This window comes from Pseudomonas sp. LBUM920, assembly GCF_003852315.1.
GTDB lineage: Bacteria > Pseudomonadota > Gammaproteobacteria > Pseudomonadales > Pseudomonadaceae > Aquipseudomonas.
On record NZ_CP027762.1, the window covers coordinates 3,440,106 to 3,463,213 of the forward strand.

Below are 23,108 nucleotides of genomic sequence, written 5' to 3' on the forward strand. Positions count from 1 at the left end.
GAAGTTAAAGCGCCCCCTTGTCGCTGGGATAACACTTTAAAATATAGGCAGGGTTTCTGACGAAAATTCCACGATGCAGTAGTAAATCATGCTCCGTATGTATCGTGCAGGAGCAAAAACACCGGCTTGGCGGCGAGCATTCGGTTCTATGCTTATGCAGCCGCGGTCCACTCACAGACACAAAAAACCGCACTAATTCAGCGATGCGATCCACTACTGCTTCTCGACGCTCAATACTTTGAGCGGCTTCTTTTCCTTCTTTTTCTTGCCTCTGGATTTACCTTGCTTGCCCGCATTGCACTCCACCGTGGTCGACCAGCCTGATTGGGTGAACACCTGCTCGACCGAATCCGCCAGGTATTCGCCATCAAGACCAATCTTGAAACCCTGCACGTTGATTGATCGCTCCGCGAACAGATCTGTCCGCCCGGGCATCTCAAGCCGCACGTCAGCAGTCGAACGATTGAACGCTGCCAAACGGGCCTTGGCGGCCGCTTCAGCGGCGGTTTTGTTCGGGTAGATATGTCGGTCGGTATGAACCGCCGGCAAGCCATCAGGAGCATCGACGTTGTCGACGGTGACCACCACTAACTTGCCGTCCTTTTTGTTCTGGTGCTTGGTCGATACGGCCTTGTGCGAATTGCGATCCCCCAAGCTGAACTGCCATCGGCTGAGGTCGCTGCGGGTCAGGGTGATCGCACCGAACGCTTTGCCGCTGGCGGTCTGCCCGCCCTGGCGCGGCATCACCAACAACTTGCCGTCTGCGACCTTAGCCGTGCAGTCGTACTGCTTTGCCAGGCGCGTAATGAAATTAAAATCGGACTCGTTGAGTTGATCCACGCGCGCGACCTTCGTCGCTACCTGGCACCCCGCTTGCCATCCATTGCGTGCGGCGATGTCAGCCACAATTTTGGACAGCGGCACGTCCTCCCAACTACCACTACGGATGGTCTTGCCGCTGCCTCGCATGTCGCTGGCCTTGCCCTTTATCACAATCGTATCCGGCGGTCCGGACACCTCGACCGAATCCACCGCATAACGCCCCAGGCGCTTCAGGGATGTTTCGGCATATCCCAGATAGATCTCGACAGAGCTGCCGCGCCGAGGCAGTACCACTTGGCCGTCACGATCATCTATTCGTAATTCAAACTCGTCGGAATCCATTCCCGGCTTGTCTGAAGTCCGAAGCAACAACAGGCGATCATTGATCTTGGCTGTAATATCGGCACCGTCGGCGACGATTCGAAAAGTGGGAGTCATGGATTTAGTCCAAAAAAAACCCGCACAGGGCGGGTCATGATCAAAGTATCGTCACGTTTATCGTAAAGTGCTGCTGGCGGTGTTGTTCGGGGTCAATCCCACAAACTAATCCCCTCCTCGGTCGGGCCTGGCAGGTCTGGCAGCACGATCACCACGCCAGCACGGTAAGGCTGGGGCTCATCTGCTAATCCCTGATTGGCATCAAGTACCGCCTCAACGGTGCCATTGAGATGGCCGTAAACGTTATGGCAAATGACATCGAGCATGTCACCGTCAGATGTTCTGCATGTCGTCGCCATAGCGCGCAAACTCCAAAGTGAACCCTTGTTTACGGGGAATCCCGCCGTGTAGCAGCGCGCCCTGCTCCTCGTTGATGGTCTTCAGGCACCAGGTGCCGATCACCTCACCATAGCCCGTGGTCAGCGTGAGCGGCTGGAGCCGGCCGCCGATGGTGCGCAGGGTATCAAGCTGCTTGAGGCCACCCTTGAAGCCTGGGTAGATCGTCCCTTTAAGCGTGAGCTTTTCCTCTCCCATGCCGACTGCCTGCTGCGCCGGACGTCGCGTCAGTCGCTCCTGGGAAGCCCAGCGAAACTCAGTCGAGCGACTCAGTTCGTCAAAGGCCGCCGTATCTAAATTGAAGTAGTACGGCTGAATCTTGGGGTCGCGGGGCTGGATGATCAGCAGGTGCGGAAACGGTTTCACCGCTTCCGGTGCCGGCGTTGCATCCATCGCAAAGGCACTGGTAGGCACAATGTTCGCCAACGAAGGACTGACATTACCGGCGATCTTGTTGATTGCCGTAGCAGCCTTGCCCGCCTGTTCCTTCAGTGTGCCCATTCGTTCCTGAACTTCGGCGGCCGCCCGTGTCGCACGGCCGTACACGGCCGCCACCTGGCCGACCTTGGCCTGTGCTGCATTCACACCACGCATGACCCGCTGTAACTTGGCACCAACTGACGGCCCCACAAACGGGATATTTTCCAACTCTGATGCAGCGCCGGTTATCTCCCTGATCGCGCCGTTGACTGGCCCAAGCATACCGTCAGCACTTCGCCTGCCAGCCTCCCCGGCTTCGACCAGGTACTTGAGGCCCGATTTCATCTGTTCCATATAAGCCATTGGGCCTCCTTACAGGTGGGGTTCGTCGTACAGCTTCGCGGCGTTTTGTTTAGCCGCATCCGCCATCATGAGCCGCATATGCGGCATGAGGTCTTGCGCCAAGCGCTGGGGATCCTTCACATCCCCTTGCACCGTAATTGGCATCGTCAGCGAGTACTCAAACTTCTGATCCACTTTGGCTGGCACGGGCTTCTCTGGTTCTTTGGGCTGAATTGCCACTGCCGCCGGCTTGGTCGGTGCAGACACCGCCATCGAGCGCGCCACGTCACCCAACGCCGGCGAATGCGGCGCAGGTGCCATCAGCAGCGCACCCGAACCGTTCTGGCCATTGAATGACTTGCTCATGGCAGCCAAGCTTGGAATAGCCGGCCCCGGCCGAGGCGCCATCAGCAAAGGTGTTACCGGAGGCGCAGGCTTTTCGTCATCGCCCCCAAACCACGACTTACCCGCAGCGCCACCCACCGCAGCCCCACCCATGCTGCCCAGGTAGGCGCCTATCAGCCCGCCAACAGCTGTGCCGATAATCGGCACTACCGAACCAATAGCCGCACCTGCAGCAGCGCCGGCCATGGTACCGGCCAGATTACCTGCGGCGGCACCATACCCCTCGGCCTTCTCGTCCTTGGTCTTGGCGTTTTGATAGGTGTCGAAGGCCATAGCGCCGGCCTCCATCAGTGAACCGCCGGGTATCATCTTGGCCGCTTTGCCAATCTTACCGACCGCTTGCACCACTCCACCCAATTTAGCTAACGCCCCCGTTGGAACCGTAACTGGTAAAAGCGGCGGCCGGGGGATCACCGCTGGAGGCCGTGGCACTGGCGGACTAGGAGCCGGTACCGGTGGTCGCGGCATTGGTGGACGCGGACCGGGCACAGGAGGCCGAGCCGCCGGTGAACTCGGAACTGCAACCGGCGGCCGTGGCACTGGCGGACGCGAGCTGGGAGCAGGCGAACGCTCCACTGGCGGACGTGGGCCCGGAGCTGGAGGCTGTGGCACTGTCGGGCGCAGGGCCGGAGTTGGAGGCCGTGGCACTGCCGGGCGCAGGGCCGGAGCTGGTGGCCGTGGCACTGACGGGCGCGGCGCCTGTACCCGAGGTCGCGGCGAACTAGCCACACGAGGCGGTATGGGCCGCCGACGCGAAGGGTTACGCCTTGAGCCGGGACCACGTCGACGAAGGTCGCCTATACCTCCATTCGACGCCCCCATAGCGTTTGCATTGACGACAAAAACCTTTTGAACATCAGCGCCACCCGCTGCCGAATCGCGAACCGTGGCGCCGTCTTCATTGCCAGACGCCGCCTCTTTTGCCAGAGAGACAACCTTGAGGCCTGTCGCAACAATGTCGAACTTGCCGGGTTTCTTATCGTCCTTACCCTCGACATCATCTGAATCACCCTTGAAAGCGGCCACAGCCTTGAGCCCGGACTCAACCAACGACAGGGCTTTACCGGCCTTCCCCTTGGGGTCGCTGCCCTTGCCATCAAAACCGCCCCCATCCGGGGAGTTCGTCACAAAGACTTTTTGTACTTCACCGGACTTGCCACCTAACGAGCCCCGCGCAACGTTGAGCAATCCTTTAGCGATTTTGAACGAACTAAGCAGGCCCTTGAGAGCGACAAGCCCACCACCGACTGCAGTGATGCCCATCACAACGCCGGGCGCGCTGTCAGACAGCGAGGTAATACCCTTGGTGACTTTGGTCAATGCTTCAGCCACGGTGTCCGTGACCGGACGCAAGGCGTCCCCAACGCTGCGCATTGCATCATCCATCGACTGAGCCATCTCGGCCCACTTCTGCGACGACGCCTCACGTCGCTCGCTGAGGTTTTTATCGAGAATGCCCGTTGCGTCTCGCGAATCATTCTTGAGCTGGCTGTATAGCGCCTTATTCTGCATGTAAGCGGAAAGCGCAGCCTTGACCTGCATATCGGCGAACAGATCGCCGGTGCGCAGTGACTCCTCAAGCGAGGCCATCATGGCCTTGGCTTTCTCCGGGTCGGATTCCTTGCTGATCTTTGCCGTCGCCTCAGCCATCGCCGCCGCGCGCTTCGGATCAGTGGCCTGGATGTACTTCTGCGCCAACGCCATGCTGGTTTCAAGCGTAGACATACCGTTCTGCAAACCGGTCTGCATCGACCCCTTGTAGTCGATACCCGCCTTTGCATACGCTTTGACGGTTTCGCCAGAGCCGATTTTGCTCATCCAGTTCTTGAGGTTGTTCGCCGCCTCATCGGCGCCGCCGGCAGACTTCATCTGCACCTGCAGCATGGCGCCCAACTGCGTCACCGCATCAATGCCAGTGATACCGAGGCTGCCCATGTTCGCCAATAGCTCAGGGAACCACTTGGCCATGTCGACCGCCTCAAAGCTGCCCGCCTGTCCTTGGTAGGCAATCGCTTCCAGAGCCTGCTGCATCTGCTTGGGGTCAGTGATCTTGGCGTTCTGACCCAGCGCGTTGATCATCTTCGCAGTATCAACACCGTTCGATCCCTGTCCTACAACAAATTTGGCCGCGACTGGCGCATATTCCAGGGCCTTGCTCAAATCCATGCCGGCGCTCACCAACTGGTTAACCACGTCGGCCACATCGTTGCGCGCCATGCCTGTGTCGCGCGAGGTATCAATGATCTTGCGTGACATTTCCTTTTCTTGCGGCTTATTGGCAATGCCAGCCTTGATCGCGATATCACGAACAATGGCTCCAAAGTCCGCGCTGACCTTGGTCGGAACAGCTAGAGCACCGATTCCGACGACAGCGGCGCCGACTGTGCTTTTCATCCCGGTCCTACCTGCATCAAGTTGCTGATGCCCCCGGGCCTTCAGGTCCGCTTTATTGGCGGTCTGACCCATTGACCGATAGGCCTTCTCCAGCCGGCCGACTTCAATACCCTGCTTTTTCAAGCTGTCGAGATTGGAGTTCAAGCGCCCCAGCAGCTTGGACGCTCCCTCAGAACCGCTGTCATGGGCTTTCTTCCATTCATCACGCAAGCGAATGGTATCGCCGATAGTTCGCTGCAGAACCCGCGCCTTGAGGCCTTCCGCCTCAAGACGTTTAATACGGCCCGTTACATCTTTGAACGCGGCACCGACAGTCGCACTGACGGCGCCGCCGATCACCAGCCCGAGGGCGATTTTGTTCGCCATGTCATGGCCCCCATTTGCAATGCATTACCGATGGCAGCTCAATCCGTGAGCCACCACACCATTTCAGCAAACGGCATCGACTGAATTTCGGTAGCGGAAAATCCGGTTTCCGCCGCCAGACGTTTCGCGGCCATTTTCATGACGCCAGGATCAAAGCCCGTCGTCTTGGTCCATACGAAAATAGCCGGCCTGCAGACGGTTGAAATCCACCAACTTCAGGCCCTCCAGATCTGCGACAGGCGCACCGGCAAGCGCGGCAAACAAAATCAGCTCCCGCTGCTCGTCATCCCCGCCCGCATCACGATTTGCCGTACGCACATCGCCCACCGTCGGAGAGCGCAGGGCCAATTTATCAACCGACACTCCATTGATTGTGCTCGGACAGGAAAGCGTCACCACTGCCTGATCCGTGGTCACCGACAACCACGACGGCATCACGTTGGTGTAGTCGGTATCGGGAACCAGGTGCGAGTAAGCGGTTTGTACACGGCGATAGTCCGCCAATTTGAGGCCTTCCAGGTCCTTGACGCCGACATCTGCCAACCCCGCAAACAGCATCAGTTCGCGCTGTTCGTCGTCGCCATTAGAGGCGCGGTCGGCTGCCCGCACCTCCCGAACGACCGGGGCACGCAATGTCAACGTTTCGACCAACACGCCGTTGGAATTGCTTGGCCGCGTGAGCGTCACGACGGCGGCAAGCGCATTGAGTGACAGCCAGGCCGGCACTTCTTTGAAAGTAGCTTTATTCATTTAGATCTATTCCCTTAAAGGCCCAGCGCGGTGCGGATGTCAGCCAGTTGATCTTTGCCGTCGATCACTTGAACGCCCGCGACCATGTCGATTTCGTACATAAGGCGACCGTCGATTTCGAGCTTGTAGTAAGACGGCGCGATGGCGTGCTTGATCTCAGCCGGATCACCGGCTTTCCAGTCGCCCAGATCGACCTCTTTGAGCAAGCCGCGCAGGGTGGCGACCACCGCCGTCACTGCGCCTTTTTGCCCTCTGAAAGCCCCTCGGAATGTCGCGTTAAACGCCGTGCCATCAGCCAAACCGAAGTGTTTCAACGACTCACGACGCACGCCCTTGGTGACGAAGGACGCCTCCATTTTCTCCAGGCCTTGCGCCATTTCGATGGCACCTGCCATGCCACCGGCACGATATTCATCGGTCTTTACCGTCAGCTTGGGCAGCGTCAGAGTCGGCACATCGCCGGCGAAGTTCACGCCGTCGACAAACAGGTTCGTGTTAAACAAAGTTTGAGGAATCATTGACTAGGCCCCTTAGGCTGCTTCGAGAACTTCGGTCATCCACTGATCGGTGACTTCGAAAAGGAAATTCGGGTTTTCTGCCGGCGGCACGTCGGTGAAACGGATGCGCCAGTAAACTTTGCCCTGGGAAATCTGGCTGGCGGTGTTCAGCTCGGTGTCCGGATACACCTCAAAATTGATAATCGCGCCCTGGGCCTTCAGGTCGCGCATGAAGGCGTCTAAGCCGTCAGTCACATCCTTGACGTAAGTCTTGGTGATCGAGCGGTCTACAGCCCACTTGTGGCCTGCCTGCACCGCGTCCATAAGGATGAACAGCGTGCGAACGCGAGTGACGAATGCCCACTTCGGATCACTCGAAAGCGTGCGGTTGCCCCACAAGCGGTAGCCGTCATCGCGGATGATCGTCGCGATATTGGCGTTGTTCAGCAGGTTGGCGCGGCAAGTCTCGTCACCGTCCAGGTACTCAACCGCCCGAGTCGTGCCGGTGATACCCGAGAACTCTTTGTTCGACGGCGAGGCCCAGAAGCCATATTCAGCATCAGTCCAGGCGAACAAGCCCGCCGCCCAGGCCGACGCCGGCGCATCAACAGTCTTGCTGAGTTCGGTGTCCCAGTACTGAACGCCCGGGTCAACCATGAACAGATTGCGACTGCCAAAGTTATCGGCGTAGAGCATCGCTGCCTCATCCGTGGTGCCAGGACCATCGAGAATGCCGATAGCCCGCAGCTTCTGCGCCAGGCTATCGAGTGCTGTAGCCACTGCTTGTGTGGCGGTATGTCCCGGCGCGATCAACAATCGTGGCTGCGCGTTGAACAGGCTTTTACCATCCAGCAACGCCTGCAGGCCGGTCCGCTGACCAGATGCCAAGACGCCGCCAATAATCGCCGAGGTTTGCAGCGCCGCGTCCTCAAGCTTCGGTACGCCGATGGCGACAATCACCGCCTTGGCCTTGGTGTAGATTGCTTTACAGGCCTTGGTGATTGCCGAATTTTCACCGAAAGCGGCAATGGCTTCGCGCTCAGAGGTGATCAGCTTCAACTCGCCTGCCTTGGCAGTACCGCCGCCAAGCACGCCCGGGTTGAAGGTGTCGCACAATCCGATAATGGAAGAAGACGGCAACGAAATAGTGCGTGCGCCAGTCTTGATGTCGGTCGTGGTAACGCCATGAAAGAAACTCATAAAGCTCGATCTCCAGAAACGAAAAAGCCCCGCATGAGCGAGGCCGTTAGGGATGTACGTGTTACGTGTAGTGGAAAAGAAAACGCCCCGTCAGTGCGGGACGTTTACTGCTGCAGCGACAAGAGCCAGTCAGGGGCCGTAGGGCGATGTTCGCTCAAAGGGAACTCACCAGCTTCAGGCCAGTTACGGAGTAAGCGCCGATATGCTTGCAACTCGGCGTATTGCTCCGGTGTAAGCGAGGTTGGCGACCCGTCTTCAATCTCATCACGATGCCGGGTCACTACGCCGTCTGTAGACGTCAACTGAACCGAGCGCCAATACCGCTCGACTTCGGCCAACTGTTCGTCTGTCTGCTCCGGGGCGTCTACCACAACAGGCCATTTATCCGGCCCACAAACCAAACGCTTTCCATGACTGACTTGAGCCAACAGCTCGTCCCTGGCTTCGGCGGAGAACTCCCGCGCATCAGCAGGGATAAACGTGCATACCTGATCGTCGTAGAAGAAGCCTGTTTCAGGACTATAAAAGACAGTCATGCTTTACCCCTGACTCGCCAGAAAAATGAGGCGTTAGCGCTATAGAGATTTCGAACGGTGATGCTCCCGAGCGTGCTATTTCTCGCTTGCAATACCGGATATTCACCAACTCTTTGACCGCTAGTAAAATCGGCGAACGTCAGCTGAATATCTGTAGGCACCGCCGAAAGCGCGTAGGGCAGCGGGATTACCGTGTCAGAACCTGATGGAGCCGAAACATAAAGACCCCATTGTTCAACATCCCCACCAGGCAACTTTTGATGACCTGTCGATTCGGCAAAGTCGGCGATGTGCTTCAAAGACGCCGAACCGGCCATGAAGTAATTGGAGCCTTGCACGGTTACGTCAAGAGACCCGCCGACGTTGACCACAACGCTCGGCAGCGTGCGCGTGGCAACGGCGGACATAGTTCCACCAGCGGGTGGCACTACTGTTAACGGAGCCCCACCGACGTTTCTGATGTGGATCGTCGCTCCAATTGGCACGTTGCCAATTGGAGGAAGAGTCAATGAGATTGCAGACCCAGAATTCGCCAGAACAAGACGACCAAAATCTGATGCGGCCATGCTGGCGGTGATTTCATAGATCCTGATACCACTCAGGTTACCGAGCGCCCGCTGCACAAATTCTGTATTAGCCAGCGTTTTACCGCTGTCAAACAGAGGGGCTGTTGGAGCTGTGGGCTTATCCAGAAACGCCGGCGAACTGATCGGCGCGAGACCTTGCGTAATATTTTTGAAATTCAGTCCCGTGGTTCCCAGGACAATCGCCCCGTCGGTCGACAGCAACCACAACGTATCGGCATTCACCGCGCCCTGCTCGGCGGCAACCAACAAGCCCGGGGTGACCTTGACGCTGGTATCTGCATCGCTGGTGCGCTTCCAAATCTCCGCTGTGAGGTAGATCCCGTTATCTTTTGCCTGCGCCTGGTCCTTGACCAACACCCGCGAGCCAAGCGGCACTGCCACACCGTCAATCGTTTGTGCACCAGCCAGCTGGATCGGCCCAGTCGTTGCCACCAGTACTGATTGCTTCACGTCTTGCCTGTTGATCCCGTCGACCACCGAATCATCGACATACTGCCTTGTTGCCAGCACCACGTCCGGGTCAATCTTCAGGACGACATTCGCGGCGCTGGAGACAATGAAGTTCATGCGAATAACTTGAGTGCGACCAGACCCTTGAGACATCAATGGTTTGTAGGTGGCCGGGCAATTTGCGACAGCTACCAGGGCTCCATCGGAGTCGTACAGACCCATCTCTCGAATCCACCAACCGCCTTCGTCGGCTGGGATGATTTGTTCGGCCACGATGATATTGGGGTTTGACGGGTCAACTGAAAGCTTGTTCAGTGGCCGCCGGCGCCGTTCATTGATCAGTTTTTTTTGTGTACGGTCAGGGATAGGATCGGTGCCGTTGGCATCGCCCACACCCAGTTCGGTGAGTTTCCAGGGAATGCCCAGCGCGTCGGCATTGGCCTGTTTGGCCTCACCGGTCGCGGTAAGAAGCGCAAAAAACTGCGAGTTGGAATCGATCATGGGTAGATGTCCAGTGTGTCAATGGAATGTTCCCGCCCGGCTGCGCCGATGTAGCAGGCAAGGTCGATGACGCCGGTGATCGGCGGATAAACGCTAACTGTGTCGATAGAGTGCTCACGGCCGGTACTGCCAATCACGCCAGTGGTGCTGATGTCGCGCAGGACGGGGGGATATACGTCGATTTCATCGCCTTCATAAACGCTGGCGAACATGTTCGACACACCGGTGGTTTCAAGGCTGATAGCGAGCCCTGTCAAGTGACGGCTGACGGGCTTGGCGTCATCAATCAGTCGCTCCAGCTCCTGATACATTTCCTCAGTGATGCCAGTGTCGAGAACGCCAACCTTCAGCGCAAACGTGCCCGGGATGCCTTCCGGCACCATCTTGAACCACTCGACAATCTCGATCAGGTAGCCCAAGGGCTCGACTACTCGGCGCAACGCACCGATGGTGCCTTTGTGAGCATGGATGTAGTAAGACGCCTTGATCGCGGCGCGTTTTGTCGCTTCAGTCCATCGGTAATCCCAGCGATCCACTGACCACGCCCAAGCCAGGTGCGGCAGCAAATGCACCGGGCAAGTATCGGCGTTGTAGAGGTCACGGAGCGGGACAATCGTTTTCTCAAAAAACGTAGCCTCCATGGCCCGTTCGAATTGCGTGCTGTTGATCGGCAGTAGGCTTTTCATATCAACCCGCCAGAGTCACGGTGTAGCCCGTACAAAACGCCGCCTGAGCCTTGGTGGGCGCCAGATCCTGCCAGCCGATCAACTCCACCCGAGAAACGCCGGCAACGTGCAACTGAGCGTCTACGCCGGATCGCGCCACCTCGACGCCCAGCCGCTTGCGCGGATTGATCCAGGCAGCCAATCGAGCTTTCGCCTCTACCAAACTGGCGTCGGCTTCAGGGCCAGCACTGGCCATGTGCAGAATCGCGTTAATTTGATAGCGGATCACCTGGGCGCTTTGCACCGTCACTCGATCTCCCACCGGCCGCACGTTTTCGTCATTCAGCGCGGCAGATACCGTAGCCAGCAATGCTGGCGAAGCCACGCCCTCCCCGTCGAGGCCCAACACCGTTACCGTCACGTAGCAAGGCGCTGGGCTTTCGGCCGTAGCATCTGCCACCAACCCAGATGCGTTTCGGGCGTGCAGGATGTAGCTGTTACGCGGCCCAGCGGTGGTCAGGCCCTCATAGGCCAATTGAATGCGCTCCCGAAACGGATCGTCATCCTCTTTGACCTCCGGCACCGGTGGCACCGCCAGCAGATCTTCGGCTTGGATGACCAGGCGCTTCAGATTGACGTTGGCCCCCAAGTGATCAAGGTCGCCGCGTACGGCGTGCGCCAGCAGCACCGCCTTGCCGGCATCATTGACCCGTGCGCGATTACCAACCTTGATGTAAGCGCCGACTTCCAACACCTTGACCACCGGATCACTTTCCAGCGCGGCGGTCCAGTTACCGCCCATGTAGCCGCGAAAAACTCCCAATGCCTCCTGGTACACCTCTTCGAAGTCCAGCGGCTCCAACACCGTCGGCGCCGGCAACGACGAAAGATCTACGGTACTCATACGGCCACCTCCAGCGTGACGGCATCGCCAAGATACTGGCCGACGAGCTTCAGATTGATTTGCCCGCCGATCACGGAAATGACGCGCACCTGGTCCATTTTTAACCGCGGCTCCCAGCGCCCTAGGGCGCGGGCGACTTCCGCCTGTACGGCGCTTTTCCAGCCCTCATTAACGGGCAAGTCAACGAACCGCCGTAGCATGCTGCCGTATTCCGGCCGATGCCGGCGGCTGCCCAACGGGGTGCCCAAGATGTCTGGAACTGATTGGCGTAAATGCGCGATGCCGGAGATGGGCTGGCCGGTGTGGCGGTCCATTCCGATCATTGTGATTACTCCTTGACTTGCTCCAGATCTGGATGCGCTTTCAAGAACGCAAATTGATCATCGCCACATGCGGTGACGCGACCTGCAATCACAGGAAGCGCCTCGCCGCTGGGAAGGATCAGTGTGCGCGAGGTGAAAACCTTGTCGCGAAATACGCGTGCGGGAACGATGGACGCCACCGTGTCAGCATTCACGGGTGGACCAAGCAGTGCGGGCTTCAATCCCGAGGCCGCAACCGCTTCGACAGACCCGGACAGATCGCCATCAGTTCTAGGCTTACTCATAAGGCAGACTCCAGATGTGAAAAAGCCCGCACTGGGCGGGCTGTTGTGAGTTGAAATTAATGTGTGTGGTGGTTGCTGTTGCCACCGGCGTCAATGATCGCGCCAGCACTAGTGATGCCCTTTGTAACGTGCAATGCACCGTCGATCAGCACCGCTGCTTTCAGATTGATGTTGCCGGTGGTCACGTTCACGGCGCTGTCCGTGATGACTGCCTCTGTACTGGCGACTCTGATAGTCACCGTACCGCTCGGCAGGGTGATGCTGTAGCTCTTGGCCTGCCAGTCGTAGATCAGCGAGCCGCCATCGTCAAAACGCCAGACTTCTACATGATCGCGGTTATCCGGTGGTGGGCCTGCATTGCCATACAGGCCGGGTATGAAAGTGCCTTGGGCCACGTCACCGCTGGCACTTATCAAAGTCCCCTGCTCCCCCATGGAGGGTGCCCGCCAGTGCCTGGCCTTGCCGGCGGCGATGCTGTGCCAGCGCACCCATGCGCTAACCCACTCGCCATCTGAAACCCGACAAACCGGCGGGGAGGCGGCCAGATCGACCGCCACTACGAAGCATTCCTTCACTACCCCCGCCAGCATCCGGTCGTGCTGGGCAGTGGCGTATCCGCTCACAAGTCCTCCGCAGGAACAAAGTCCTCTTTGACGTCGTTGTTGAAACCGAATAACAGCATGCCCGGCGGCTGGTCAGGCCAAGGCCATTCCTCGGGACCGACATACACTTGCTGCGTCCACTCCACCAGCCATACGGTGTACCCATCGAGCGCTGGCTGTGTCCAATCCTGTGAGGCCTGGACGAACTCCGCTGGCTCGACCGCCAACCCCCAGGTCTGTGCGCGCAGTAGAACGGCGAGCTGAGTAGCCAACTGCACCGCCTGTTGCTGATGTCGGGGATGAATCGGGTCAACAATGATGCGTGCCTCGAACTTGCACACCAACACGGCTTCACCCGTGCCGATGTCGGTACCCGGCTCAATCTCAGCCAGCTCCAGAAACACAGCCGGCAACGCGATACGGTCTTCGATGTTCGGCCAGGCAGTTACGGCCTGAACCCCGTTCAGGTGACTCGACAGGTGTTGCTCTATCGCCTGATAAAGCTGATCCAGGCAAAAAGGTTCGTCAGCCATTACCGATCCTCTTGAGGTATTTCTGCAGCTCGTAGTTGAGCTCTTGTTTCAGGATCTCCAGCAAACGTTCATCGGCCTTTTGTACCCAGCTTTCAAAATGGGGACGGGCTTGCTCCAGTGACACTTTGGCCTTGGCTAACGGAAAGCGATTGCCATTTTCCGCGACCCATCCAGAACTCGCCCCGCGACCAGGTGACACCGTGCTGCCAGGATAATCATCAGCATTAAAATGTTTGCTCGCGGTGCGAATCCAAATATCTGGTTTGTTGCCGTAGACCTTCTTGAGGAACGCGCCTTGATAACGCCGCCCCGCCACCGATACACCGCTCCCAGTCTGCCGCGCGCGGCCGATCCGGCTGGACTCGATAGCGTTCAGACCGAACCACAGCTTGCCGCTTGAAGCCCTGCCGGACACCGGGTAACTGCGCAACCGTTGACGCACCGCCGCAACAGCGATGCGCTCTTGCCGACTGACCGCCCGGGCGATGTGCGTGCGCAACCACCCGAGCGTCTTGTTGATGGCTCGACGATGAGCAGTCGCAGCTGCCTTGGGCACCAACTTGGCAAAGTCCTGAAACGCCTGCAGGTCTGCGGCGGACGACTGGATGGAGATCATGCCGCCGCCAGCCGAGGGTTTGTAATGGCTACCGATGCTCATGGGCGTAACCTCAGAATCAAGGCGACCAGACCGTCGCCGCTCGGCTCCAGCTGCAGCAGGTCGTAATCGCCGCCGCCGTCCAAAGCAGGCAAATCGACGCTAACCAATAGCCCGCGCTTCAAGCCTTCCGAATCGCTGACGCGGATCTCAAACCGAGGCTCGCGCAAGCCGGTGTTCAGCTTGCCGAGCTTGGGCTGCAACCAGGGCGCGGCAAACATACCAAGCACCGGCTCTTCACGGCCTTCGATCCGCGCGCTATCGCCCAGTGTTTCGAATACCACTTCGTCGATGTCGTCGATCAGATCGCGGAAGGCCACGATCACATCTCCAGCAGGATCTGCGCGCGGGGCCGAGTGCAAAGGTGCAGCGGGTTGGACTGGGCTTCACCGGCGACACCCTTGTTGAACGGCAGCGGCTCGATCTTGCTGTAGTACGGAATGCCCTGGGTGTTGACCGTTTCCATATAGTCGGCCGGCGCGAAGGAAGAGATGTAAAGATCCGGCACACCTTCGGGAATCAGCAGCGCCTTGTCGTCGTGGACGAAAGCAACACCGGCCACCTTGCCGCGATAACGCTCCCAGACGATCCCGCCGAACTCGAAGCTTTCACGGGCATCGCCACGCAGGGACGCGGCCTGCATGGTGTTGAGGTAGGTCTCCTTGACCGACTTATGCACGATGAGCTTGTTCCAGAAGTTCTTGCCGCACATCGCGCGGGAGCCGCTGCTGGTGACGCTGCCGAGGGCTTCCTCCTGCATGTCCAACGCTTCGCCGCATTTAACCCGCAGCTCGGTGTCTGGACTGTTCAAGCCCATCTGAAGCTTCTGGCGATTCACGCCGAACGATTTATAGATGTCCAACAGGACCGTCTTGCCATCGGCGTCCAGTACCTGTCCGTTCAGCGCGCCCATGCGCTGGAACTCGTGGGTGGCATCCAACTGGCGGCGCGCTTTCGCCAGGCGCTTGTTGACGACGTCCTGCACGGCCTGCAACTCACTGCGGGTACCGAAGGCGCGGATGCCTTGGATCTCGTCGGCCTTGATGGTGAAGCGTTCCGGCAGGTGGACGGTGTTGAACGGGATCAGTTGACGCTTGGTACCGCCAACCACCAAGCCTGAGGTACCGCGCTCGCCCGCTGGCACCAGCGCCAGGGTGTCGCCGTCCTTCTCGATCTGCACGGTCAGCGTGCTGATGCCTTCTTCGCGAAACAGTCCCAGGCTGCTGATACGACCTGGCAGGTATTCCTGGTCATTGATTGCAGCGGTCAGCGAGGAAACGCTGAATGCATCGTCTTCAAAAATGGCGATATCGGCCATGGGTACTCTCCAGAAACAAAAAATCCCGCACGCAGCGGGATGAATAAAAGGGGGTGAACGTCTTAGCGGACGATCACGAAGTGGGTAGCCAGGGCCTTTTCAGCAGCAGGATCAAGGCCGGTCAAATGTGCCTCGCTGACCTCGGCCAGCCGCACGATGGCGCGGCCACGACGTGGCACATCCGATTCGCCCAGTGGCCCATAGAGGATCGCGATGGCGTTTTCGGTGCCGTCTTCGGCGGTCGGCTTATACGGGGCGAACTCGCCGGTGAGTGTGACCAGGCCGAGGATCTGACCAGGCTCCAAGGCGGCACCGGCGGCGACGTTGATCGCTTCGCGGGAGATGTTGCCAGCGCCTTCGGACAGCAGGAACTCGCCCGCGTGCATCGATTCAATTTTCATGCTCTTGCTCCTTTCGAGGTTCCGTTCTGTGCCGCCTGACGGGTGGCCCAGATTGAGTGGGTGTCGACCTGTTTGGCCTTGATCGTTGCGGCTGGGTCATCGTCCAGCGGCAGGCTATTGTTGATTTCAAAGCCACCGCCGCTGCTCACCAGCTTGTCGAACAACCGCGCCCTGACGGCGGCTTCGTCCAGGCCGGCAGCGATGAATTCGCCGGTCAGCTCGGGCAAGCGTGCCGCGACACACAGGCCGTGCAGGGCTTTGGCATTGGTCAGCGCGGCTTGGATCACGGCTTCGCTTTCCAACTTCGTCGCAGCGAGTATCGGATCTACCAGGTTACTGATGCCGGCCGCCGCACACCCCTTGGTGACCATCAGCGCTAACCCGGCCGCATCCAGTACAGGTGCCGGTGGATCGACAAGCTCAGGCAGCTCCACTTCCGGCTCTTCATCAAGCTGGGCGAGCAGTTCGGCCGGGGCATGCTGGAAGCGCTGCAGCACACTGCCCTGGCCGAGACAGGCACTGACCTTCAAGCCGTCGCCCACCTCATCAGCCAGACCCAGTGCCACCGCCTCGTTGGCCGTAAGCCAGGTTTCAGCATTGACCATGCGTCGCAGCTCGGCTTCGTCGATGTCAGGCGCCTTGGCCTTGTAAGCAGCGATGATCGCTTCCAGGGTCTGGTCCAGCACATCCGCGACACGGCGGAAGTCTTCGGCATCACCACCGGTAAAGGTGTAGGGGTTGTGGATCATCAACATGGCATTGGCCGCGATCACCACTCGGTGAGCGCCGCACACTGCGACACTGGCAGCGCTCGCCGCCAGGGCATCAATGCGACCCGTGCAGCGCTCGCCCAGGCGCGACAGCGCGTTGTGGATCGCCAGGCCGTCGAACAAGTCCCCGCCGATGCTGTTAAAGGCAACAATCACCGGTGACGCGCCGTCATCCATGGCGCGCAGATCCTGCACGAACTGATTGGCGGTGACGCCCCAGGCGCCGATCTCGCCATACACGAAGATTTCGATGCTGCGTTGCTCGGCTTCGCCGCTAGCCTGAAGGGTGTACCAGCTTTTGTCGGCGACCTTGACCTGCTTGCCCGCCTTGTCAAAGACGCGGAGCTTGGCTTTTTTACTCATGATTGTTCCTTGTCGTCATTCGTCTCGATGGCATCAAGCGTGGTGTAGTTGAGGCCGAGGTCAGTGGAACGGGCGAGGTCAGCGGCGTTTTCCGCGTCGATGGTTTCCGCGTCGTAGCCGTTGCGCAGACACATCTCGCTGCGCGAGCCAAAGCCCGCCTGCACTTCCATCCGACGCGCCTGAACGTCCTGCACCGGCTGGATGTAGGCCCAGCCCTGCGGCACCCAACGCGTGCGCAGATATTCGCGTCGACGTTGCGCGTAGTCCGGTAGCGCCAGGGCACCGGACAGCACCGCCATGTCCATCCAGGCGGCACGCACGGGGCGACACAACTGGTGCACATACACGCCGAACTGCAGTTGCTCCAGACGCCGCCGGAACTCGTTGAGCACTACCCGGAGTGCCCGGTCGTTGACCTCGCGCATGTCGCCGGTAAGGATCTCGTACGGGGTGCCCGAACCCGCCGCCGCCGCCATCAACTGCTGCCGCATGAAGTCCGGGTAGTTGTTGCCGGCATCCGGTGGTTTGGAGAACTCCACCTCTTCACCTGGCCCCAGCTCCTGCATGGTGCCGGGCTCCAAGGCGACCATCGGCGTGAAGCCGTCGCGGTCAACGTTCAATGGCATGCCAGTAACTGGATCGCGAGGCTGCTGCGTAGCCTCCGGTGCCGGGCGCTTGATGAAGCCCGCGAACAGGTTCGCCACTTCCTGCCGGAACAGCACCGCGTCGTCGTAATTGTCGAGGCTGCGCAGGCGCTTCAGCACCGGGGCCAACCGTGGGACGCCGCGCAACTGCCCGGGCTCCATCGGTTCGAAGATATGCAGCACCTGTGTTGCCGGTACGCGAACCAACTGGTTGTAACCAACGTTCAGTGACGACGAGTCGCGTGGGTGTGAGAGGTACATCCAATACGCCACACGCTTACCGGCCGGGTTGAACTCGATACCGGCGCGGATCACGTTGCCGTTTTTGGCGGTCTCGAACTTGTCATGGGGGACAAACTCAGGCGCCAGCGCCTGCAGCTGCAGCGGCACCGCCAAGCCCTCACTGGGGCTGCGTGGTCGCAACCGCACAAAGCATTCACCGGCCGTTTCAACGGTGCGCGCCACCAGAGCCTGCATGCCGTAGAAGTCGGTCAGCTCATCGGCATCCGCCTCATCCACCCAGTCATCCCACAGCTGCTGCTTGAGCTTGCGCAGCTCGGCGTCGTCCGTGGTCGGCCTGGGCGTGATGCCGGTACCGATCAGGTTGCTGACGCGTTTGTCGATGACGTTGAACGCGTACGGGTCATTGCGCACCGCCGCCCGCGAACGCGCACGCAGGTTGCGCAGGGCCGGGGTGTTGATGCTGTTGATGCCGTTGTCAGTGGCTTCCCAACTGGCCGAACGTCGGCCCTCACCGGCGCCTTCGTAACTGGCCTTGATGTTCGACGGCAGCAAGAATCCGTTACGGGTCAGCGTCGGATAATGTCGGGCCATTAGATTCCCTTGCCTCCGTGGTAGAGCCTGACTACGCGAGAGCGCGGTCCGGCGGCTTGACTCAGCGATGTGCGGATCTCGTCGCGAGCCTTGAGCAGTTCGTCGATGGAGCGGTATTCCACCGTGCGGTCGCTGTAGCGCACGGTCTTTTCACCGCGTGCAATGGCGCGCTCGATGGCTTCGAGGTGCTTCGGGGTAAACGACATATCAGCGTCTCTTCAGGTAACCGCTGGTGGAGCTGCGGCGTTGTGGGGGTGCAGCGGGTCGCGGTTGGGCCACAGGTGCTGCAGGTGGCGGTGCAGGTAGCGACTGACGCGCCGCAACCGGTGCTGGTGTTTCGTCAGCGTCGACGCGCTCGCCTTGTACGGGCTTGACGCCCAACACATCGTCGAACAAACCGGACTGAGCCAGCGCTTGGCGTACCCGCTCCCAGTCGTGTTCCTGGTAGCGGTTGATGCCCAGGTAATGCGCCATCGCCAGGCAGTACACCATCAGGTCGAGCGCTTCGTTGCGCTCGGCCTTGCCCTTTACCCACTCGATACGCTTGTAGCCTTTGACGTACCGGGCGACCTTGCGCTCGGCCACGCATTGAGCGAAGAATTCGTCCGGTAGGTCGTTGGCAAAGTGCAGCGAGCCGGGGCCCTCCTCGAACGGATACCGGTTGTAGATCCAGTCTTTGGCCGTGTCGGTACCAACAAACCACAGTTCGACACCGTTGCGTTCAGTCTGGCCTTTCCAGGTGACATCCTGCATTGACGGCCGCTGGGCAATCACGGGCTTACCGGGCTTGCTAGCACCCTTGATGGCGAAGATGTTTCGCCAGCGGCGCGAGCGGCAGAACTGGTAAACCTCATCCGTATGATGGCCACCGGAGTCGACAGCTGTCGCCAGAATCGCCAGTCCGACACCGCACGGGTGTCGATACCGGGCCTTGAGCTTTTCGTCCAACACCGCCCAGGTACGCTCATCGGCAGGGTCGCCCCAGATCACCTGGTGATCGACCACCCAGCGTTCCATGCCGACCCCGAAGCCCATCACCATCAGCTCCAGGCGGTTGGCCTGGACGTCGACGGCACCGGTCAGCATCAGCACACCCAGCGGCATGCTGCCGAGGGTGTAAGTCTCCAGCCGTGCCCGAGCGACCAGCACTTCGGCCTTAGTCTGCTCTTGCGCGCTGTCCCAAACCTTGGCTAGACGTGTGTTGTAGAACACCTGCATTAGGCCCATGTCGCCCTTAGCCTGGGCCTTCTTGGCGTCTTCGAACTCCTCAGCAAGCGAGGCCCAGTCCTTCCAACCAATCGGCGAATAAAGCGCGTTGAGGTGGAAACCAACAGTCTTGCCGTCGCCGCTGCCATGGGCACGCCATTCGCCCCTAGCGAGCATGTCGGTTTTGTGATGCTCCTCGATCAGGACGTCACACTCAGGCGCGGCACACTGATAGTGAACCGTGCTGTAGTCCTTGCTGTAGAGCAGCTGCTCCCACTCCAGCACCTGCATATGGCCGCAGGTGGGACATGGTACGTAGTAGTAACGCTGGTCGCTGGACTCGAACAGGTCCGAGATCCGCGAGGCGCCCTTGATCGTCGGCGAGCTGGAGAAGTAGATCTTGGCGTTGCGGCCAAAGTTGGTCGCCCGCGTTTCCGCCAGAACGATGGGGTCACCTTCCTGACCGACATCGTTTTCCCACCGGTCGACCTCGTCGCCGTAGATGTAGCGCGCAGACAGCTCGGACAGGTTGGCCGCAGAGCCCGCCGTGGTGACGTACAAGGCGCCGCCCTCGAACTCCTTGGTGTCCATGGTATTGCGCGCATCCCGCGAGCGGCTGGCCGCTACGCGCTTCGCCAATTCCGGCGTGGCCTTGATGGTCTTGCTGATCCGCCCGGAGACCCGCTTTGACAGGCTCAGACTGGGCAGCAGGGCCAGGATGTTGGACGGCGCCATGTGAATCAGGCCGCCCATCCAGTTCAAGGCAATCTGCGTTTTCATCAGCTGCGAAGCCACCATGGTGATCACGCGCCTACACGGGTGAGCCGGCGACAGGCAGCGCATGGGCTCGCGAGCGTACGGCGTGCGCTCGGTGCGGTACTGGCCAGGCTCAGGGGCGCCCGTGTCTCGCGGGATGCGCATGTACTCGTCGGCCCACTCGTCGATCCACAGGTCGGGGTCGGGTCGTAGCCCACGGAAATACGCCTCACGGAAGACCTTCTCACCGTCAGGGATTTCCGGGTGCATAGGTCAACTCGAAGTCATTGCACGTTCAAGGTCAGATGAGGACATGCGTTCAGCCTCTTCCAGTGTTTTACGCAGGGTCGCCGCCAGGTGTTTTTCGATGTCCCAGGGGTCGTTCATGGATGAGAGCTTGTGCGACAGCTGCGGCAGCAGGCCGAACAACTGATCCCGCAGATGGCGCCCGGCGTTGTAGGCGCCCAGCTCGACTGCATCCCTGCCGACCAGGGAGCCCTGCGCCTTGTGCAGCTCGATCTCGGCCAACTGCGCCAGGTTGTGTTCGCGCATGGCGCGAGCCTTCTGGAAGTCGTGGCCCTTGGCGCCGACAGCAATAGGCAGCTGCGGCGCAGCCGTGTTTGTCGGCTCGACCTGGGGGGACAGTTGGCTGTAAACGTCGCGCTGGATCCGGTCCTGCTGGTGTCGAGCAGCGACGGCGGCCTTGCTGGGGTCGGCGGTTTCGAGGATTAGCGCTTCGGTTGCCAGCACGTCAACCATCTTGCCATCAGGCGACAGCACCAGGCGGTTGTTGCCTTTGAGCCAAGTGATGTAGCTCGGCGTCCTGCCGATGCGAGCCGCGAAAGCGCTTTTAGACAGAAAGAGTGAATCCGTCATAAGCCCTCCTTTTCAACGGCTTTTCAATGGAAACCTTTCAATTTCAATGGATTGAATTTCAGTAAGCTGGCAGCCCATCCGCTAACGCTTTCCCGCGGGTTTCATGCCCCGTGTCCCTCGGATGCCTCCAGGGTCCCCGGCGATTTTCGGCGCCCCGAAACGGTGCATCATCCCTGCTCCCCACAGGCGGGGGCGCTTCGTCGACACCAGCACGCGTGAAGGTCCGGGGTTCACAAAACCGAGAGCTTACGCAAATTCCCGGAGTGCCTCTTGCAGGCGTCTGGCTTTGACGATGGCTTCAGCATTACTTTCGCGCTCAGCCTCAACCGATAGGGCTACCTCTTCAATACGGCCAGCCAACGCCTTCATGCGCTTGCTGAACTCTTCCGAAAGACTCACCACCTCACCAGACAGTGCCGCCAGCACATCCAATGCGCCCTCAGGCTTCTTGATCGAAACAATGGTCTGCTTGGCTACCTGAGTCACGACTTGCTCCTTCTTTGGTTTTGGGGTGGCGGCATCACGCTGAAACTTTCCGGCTACTGGCTCGCGGATAAGACCGGCGTCTTTGAGCTCGCCAAGAGCACGGCGTATTGCAGGGGCTGTGGCACCAGTGGCTTTTGCTGCCTGAACGGCGGCGTGGATAGCGGGAACGCTCCAGCTCATTTGGATCGGTACATAACCAAAGATTTTTTGAGCAATAGAAGATTGCCCTGCAAGCATCTGCTGCTGCCTGGATACATTCATTTCTGAAGACCTGCTTAATAAATGGCTGGGGTGGGAGCTATTCAGAGCGATTCGATTCGGCGGACACTTCGCTGACGCCCAGCCGCTTGGCGACCCAGCGTTCGTAAAGGCCGATGGCGACATCGGCGCCGGCCATCGCGGTCAGGCAACCCAAAGCGCCTGCCGTCCAGATCGACATGCCGGCGGCAATCATCAACATCATCGCTGTCACACCGCAGGCAATACAGGCACCGGATCGCAACGCGAGGCGGCGTAACAATGCCCAGCCCCGCGCCCCGTCCTTATCGGCTCGCCACATCTCCCCCGAAACACCGCCGACCAGGGCCAGAACGATCACTAACCAGATCGGCATCTCTGCCAGCGCTTGCTGCTCATTTGTCATGTCGTGCCTCAAGTGAAGGAGTGTGCCGAAAACAAAAAAGAAAACCCCGCCGGGTGGCAGGGTTTCAGTGTCATGACAAACGCCAGGACGGAGTGCACAGCACGTGCTCGGGGAGCGCCAAGGCGCAAATTCCATATCGTGGGGGCTTTTTACCCTGCTCCGGAAAAACCGAAAAGTGGTGTTTTTCGGTCGATACGCTCGACGCACCTTTGACGCACTTTGACGCAGCTTTGAGGCAATCCCTCCAGACGAGCGGCAGTCAGCAAGATCTCATGCGGACAACTGTTGACGCTCGCGTCAGATCAGTTTCCGGCGATTTCACGCGCATATTCCGTGCACGACCTGGCGCACTACGCACGGTCAAGATCACCTGTACCTGCTGATGCAAAGCGTGGACCCAGTTCCTATACGTCCGATCCGCATCATCTCCCAAGCCCAACAATGGCAACTGAGAGCGTACCGACCACGCAGGCCGAGGCAGATAGCGATTACGCGCCAGTTTAGCGAGCAACGCCCCTTTTTCGGACTGCCGCTCCAGCTCCGCGAGGGCAGCCGCGACCTCCATTGCAGCGTGGTCCATCCCACCACCGGAGGCCATCATAAGATCGCGAGATCCCGGGGTTCCGCGAGGAGCAGAGCCGCCCCACTCCATGATCGTCGCCATGGGGCTGCCCAGTCCAACGCCATCACCTACTTGGTTGTACTGGTTACCCCAATGCTGCATGAGCTCTTCAATTTCTTCGATCATCACACCGCTCCCCTACCCAAAACAGGACCCGACACAAAAAACGCTATACCCCA

Annotated in this window: 27 protein-coding genes; all 27 read right to left on the reverse strand. The window is 59.5% G+C overall.

What is annotated here, in order from left to right:
* Positions 1 to 213: 213 nt before the first annotated feature.
* A complete protein-coding gene (locus C4J83_RS15990; protein ID WP_124417569.1) occupies positions 214 to 1,260 on the reverse strand; it encodes a phage late control D family protein in 1,047 nt (348 codons plus the stop codon).
* 92 nt (positions 1,261 to 1,352) lie between these two features.
* Positions 1,353 to 1,559, reverse strand: a complete 207-nt coding sequence (locus C4J83_RS15995) for a tail protein X (RefSeq protein ID WP_124417570.1) — start codon at positions 1,557 to 1,559, stop codon at positions 1,353 to 1,355.
* On the reverse strand, positions 1,534 to 2,379 hold the full coding sequence (locus C4J83_RS16000; RefSeq protein WP_124417571.1) for a phage tail protein: 846 nt from the start codon (positions 2,377 to 2,379) through the stop codon (positions 1,534 to 1,536). The genes C4J83_RS15995 and C4J83_RS16000 overlap by 26 nt, the downstream gene beginning before the upstream one ends.
* Before the next feature lie 9 nt (positions 2,380 to 2,388).
* Positions 2,389 to 5,523, reverse strand: a complete 3,135-nt coding sequence (locus tag C4J83_RS16005) for a phage tail tape measure protein (protein ID WP_124417572.1) — start codon at positions 5,521 to 5,523, stop codon at positions 2,389 to 2,391.
* Positions 5,524 to 5,673: 150 nt separating this feature from the next.
* A complete protein-coding gene (locus tag C4J83_RS31170) occupies positions 5,674 to 6,273 on the reverse strand; it encodes a phage tail assembly protein (RefSeq protein WP_124417573.1) in 600 nt (199 codons plus the stop codon).
* Positions 6,274 to 6,287: 14 nt separating this feature from the next.
* Positions 6,288 to 6,791 carry a phage major tail tube protein gene (locus C4J83_RS16015; protein WP_124417574.1) on the reverse strand — a complete coding sequence of 168 codons (504 nt, stop codon included), beginning with the start codon at positions 6,789 to 6,791 and terminating at the stop codon, positions 6,288 to 6,290.
* Between the two features lie 12 nt (positions 6,792 to 6,803).
* Entirely contained in the window at positions 6,804 to 7,970 is a 1,167-nt protein-coding gene (locus C4J83_RS16020; RefSeq protein ID WP_124417575.1) for a phage tail sheath subtilisin-like domain-containing protein, read from the reverse strand.
* A gap of 104 nt (positions 7,971 to 8,074) precedes the next feature.
* The gene (locus C4J83_RS16025) at positions 8,075 to 8,506 is read right to left on the reverse strand and encodes a phage tail protein (protein WP_124417576.1); all 432 of its coding nucleotides are present in this window, start codon (positions 8,504 to 8,506) and stop codon (positions 8,075 to 8,077) included.
* Positions 8,503 to 10,044: a phage tail protein gene (locus C4J83_RS16030; protein WP_124417577.1), complete on the reverse strand. Its 1,542-nt coding sequence runs from the start codon at positions 10,042 to 10,044 to the stop codon at positions 8,503 to 8,505. Before C4J83_RS16030 ends, C4J83_RS16025 begins: the two co-directional genes overlap by 4 nt.
* Complete coding sequence (locus tag C4J83_RS16035; protein ID WP_256660601.1) at positions 10,041 to 10,730, reverse strand: phage tail protein I; 690 nt, start codon at positions 10,728 to 10,730, stop codon at positions 10,041 to 10,043. The genes C4J83_RS16030 and C4J83_RS16035 overlap by 4 nt, the downstream gene beginning before the upstream one ends.
* A gap of 1 nt (position 10,731) precedes the next feature.
* Positions 10,732 to 11,613: a baseplate assembly protein gene (locus tag C4J83_RS16040; protein ID WP_124417578.1), complete on the reverse strand. Its 882-nt coding sequence runs from the start codon at positions 11,611 to 11,613 to the stop codon at positions 10,732 to 10,734.
* Positions 11,610 to 11,936 (reverse strand): GPW/gp25 family protein, encoded by a 327-nt coding sequence (locus C4J83_RS16045; RefSeq protein ID WP_124417579.1) that lies wholly within the window; start codon positions 11,934 to 11,936, stop codon positions 11,610 to 11,612. The genes C4J83_RS16040 and C4J83_RS16045 overlap by 4 nt, the downstream gene beginning before the upstream one ends.
* 5 nt (positions 11,937 to 11,941) lie before the next feature.
* A complete protein-coding gene (locus C4J83_RS16050) occupies positions 11,942 to 12,220 on the reverse strand; it encodes a hypothetical protein (protein ID WP_124417580.1) in 279 nt (92 codons plus the stop codon).
* Between the two features lie 56 nt (positions 12,221 to 12,276).
* Positions 12,277 to 12,810: a phage baseplate assembly protein V gene (locus C4J83_RS16055; protein WP_124418879.1), complete on the reverse strand. Its 534-nt coding sequence runs from the start codon at positions 12,808 to 12,810 to the stop codon at positions 12,277 to 12,279.
* Between the two features lie 29 nt (positions 12,811 to 12,839).
* Entirely contained in the window at positions 12,840 to 13,355 is a 516-nt protein-coding gene (locus tag C4J83_RS16060; protein WP_124417581.1) for a hypothetical protein, read from the reverse strand.
* Positions 13,348 to 14,013, reverse strand: a complete 666-nt coding sequence (locus C4J83_RS16065) for a hypothetical protein (protein WP_124417582.1) — start codon at positions 14,011 to 14,013, stop codon at positions 13,348 to 13,350. Before C4J83_RS16065 ends, C4J83_RS16060 begins: the two co-directional genes overlap by 8 nt.
* Positions 14,010 to 14,330: a head-tail joining protein gene (locus C4J83_RS16070; protein ID WP_124369982.1), complete on the reverse strand. Its 321-nt coding sequence runs from the start codon at positions 14,328 to 14,330 to the stop codon at positions 14,010 to 14,012. The genes C4J83_RS16065 and C4J83_RS16070 overlap by 4 nt, the downstream gene beginning before the upstream one ends.
* A 2-nt stretch (positions 14,331 to 14,332) precedes the next feature.
* Complete coding sequence (locus tag C4J83_RS16075) at positions 14,333 to 15,328, reverse strand: major capsid protein (RefSeq protein ID WP_099489030.1); 996 nt, start codon at positions 15,326 to 15,328, stop codon at positions 14,333 to 14,335.
* A 62-nt stretch (positions 15,329 to 15,390) separates the two neighbouring features.
* The gene (locus C4J83_RS16080) at positions 15,391 to 15,729 is read right to left on the reverse strand and encodes a head decoration protein (protein ID WP_065929222.1); all 339 of its coding nucleotides are present in this window, start codon (positions 15,727 to 15,729) and stop codon (positions 15,391 to 15,393) included.
* A complete protein-coding gene (locus C4J83_RS16085; protein ID WP_124417583.1) occupies positions 15,726 to 16,862 on the reverse strand; it encodes a head maturation protease, ClpP-related in 1,137 nt (378 codons plus the stop codon). The genes C4J83_RS16080 and C4J83_RS16085 overlap by 4 nt, the downstream gene beginning before the upstream one ends.
* The gene (locus tag C4J83_RS16090) at positions 16,859 to 18,340 is read right to left on the reverse strand and encodes a phage portal protein (RefSeq protein WP_124417584.1); all 1,482 of its coding nucleotides are present in this window, start codon (positions 18,338 to 18,340) and stop codon (positions 16,859 to 16,861) included. The genes C4J83_RS16085 and C4J83_RS16090 overlap by 4 nt, the downstream gene beginning before the upstream one ends.
* Entirely contained in the window at positions 18,340 to 18,546 is a 207-nt protein-coding gene (locus C4J83_RS16095; protein ID WP_124417585.1) for a phage head-tail joining protein, read from the reverse strand. The genes C4J83_RS16090 and C4J83_RS16095 overlap by 1 nt, the downstream gene beginning before the upstream one ends.
* Position 18,547: 1 nt before the next feature.
* Positions 18,548 to 20,572 carry a phage terminase large subunit family protein gene (locus C4J83_RS16100; RefSeq protein WP_124417586.1) on the reverse strand — a complete coding sequence of 675 codons (2,025 nt, stop codon included), beginning with the start codon at positions 20,570 to 20,572 and terminating at the stop codon, positions 18,548 to 18,550.
* 3 nt (positions 20,573 to 20,575) lie between these two features.
* Positions 20,576 to 21,178, reverse strand: coding sequence for a terminase small subunit (locus C4J83_RS16105; RefSeq protein WP_124417587.1), 603 nt, complete (start codon positions 21,176 to 21,178; stop codon positions 20,576 to 20,578).
* Between the two features lie 246 nt (positions 21,179 to 21,424).
* Positions 21,425 to 21,925, reverse strand: a complete 501-nt coding sequence (locus C4J83_RS16110; RefSeq protein ID WP_124417588.1) for a hypothetical protein — start codon at positions 21,923 to 21,925, stop codon at positions 21,425 to 21,427.
* Between the two features lie 37 nt (positions 21,926 to 21,962).
* Complete coding sequence (locus C4J83_RS16115; RefSeq protein ID WP_047541828.1) at positions 21,963 to 22,307, reverse strand: phage holin family protein; 345 nt, start codon at positions 22,305 to 22,307, stop codon at positions 21,963 to 21,965.
* 259 nt (positions 22,308 to 22,566) lie between these two features.
* Positions 22,567 to 23,055 (reverse strand): hypothetical protein, encoded by a 489-nt coding sequence (locus C4J83_RS16120; RefSeq protein WP_124417589.1) that lies wholly within the window; start codon positions 23,053 to 23,055, stop codon positions 22,567 to 22,569.
* Positions 23,056 to 23,108: the final 53 nt, after the last annotated feature.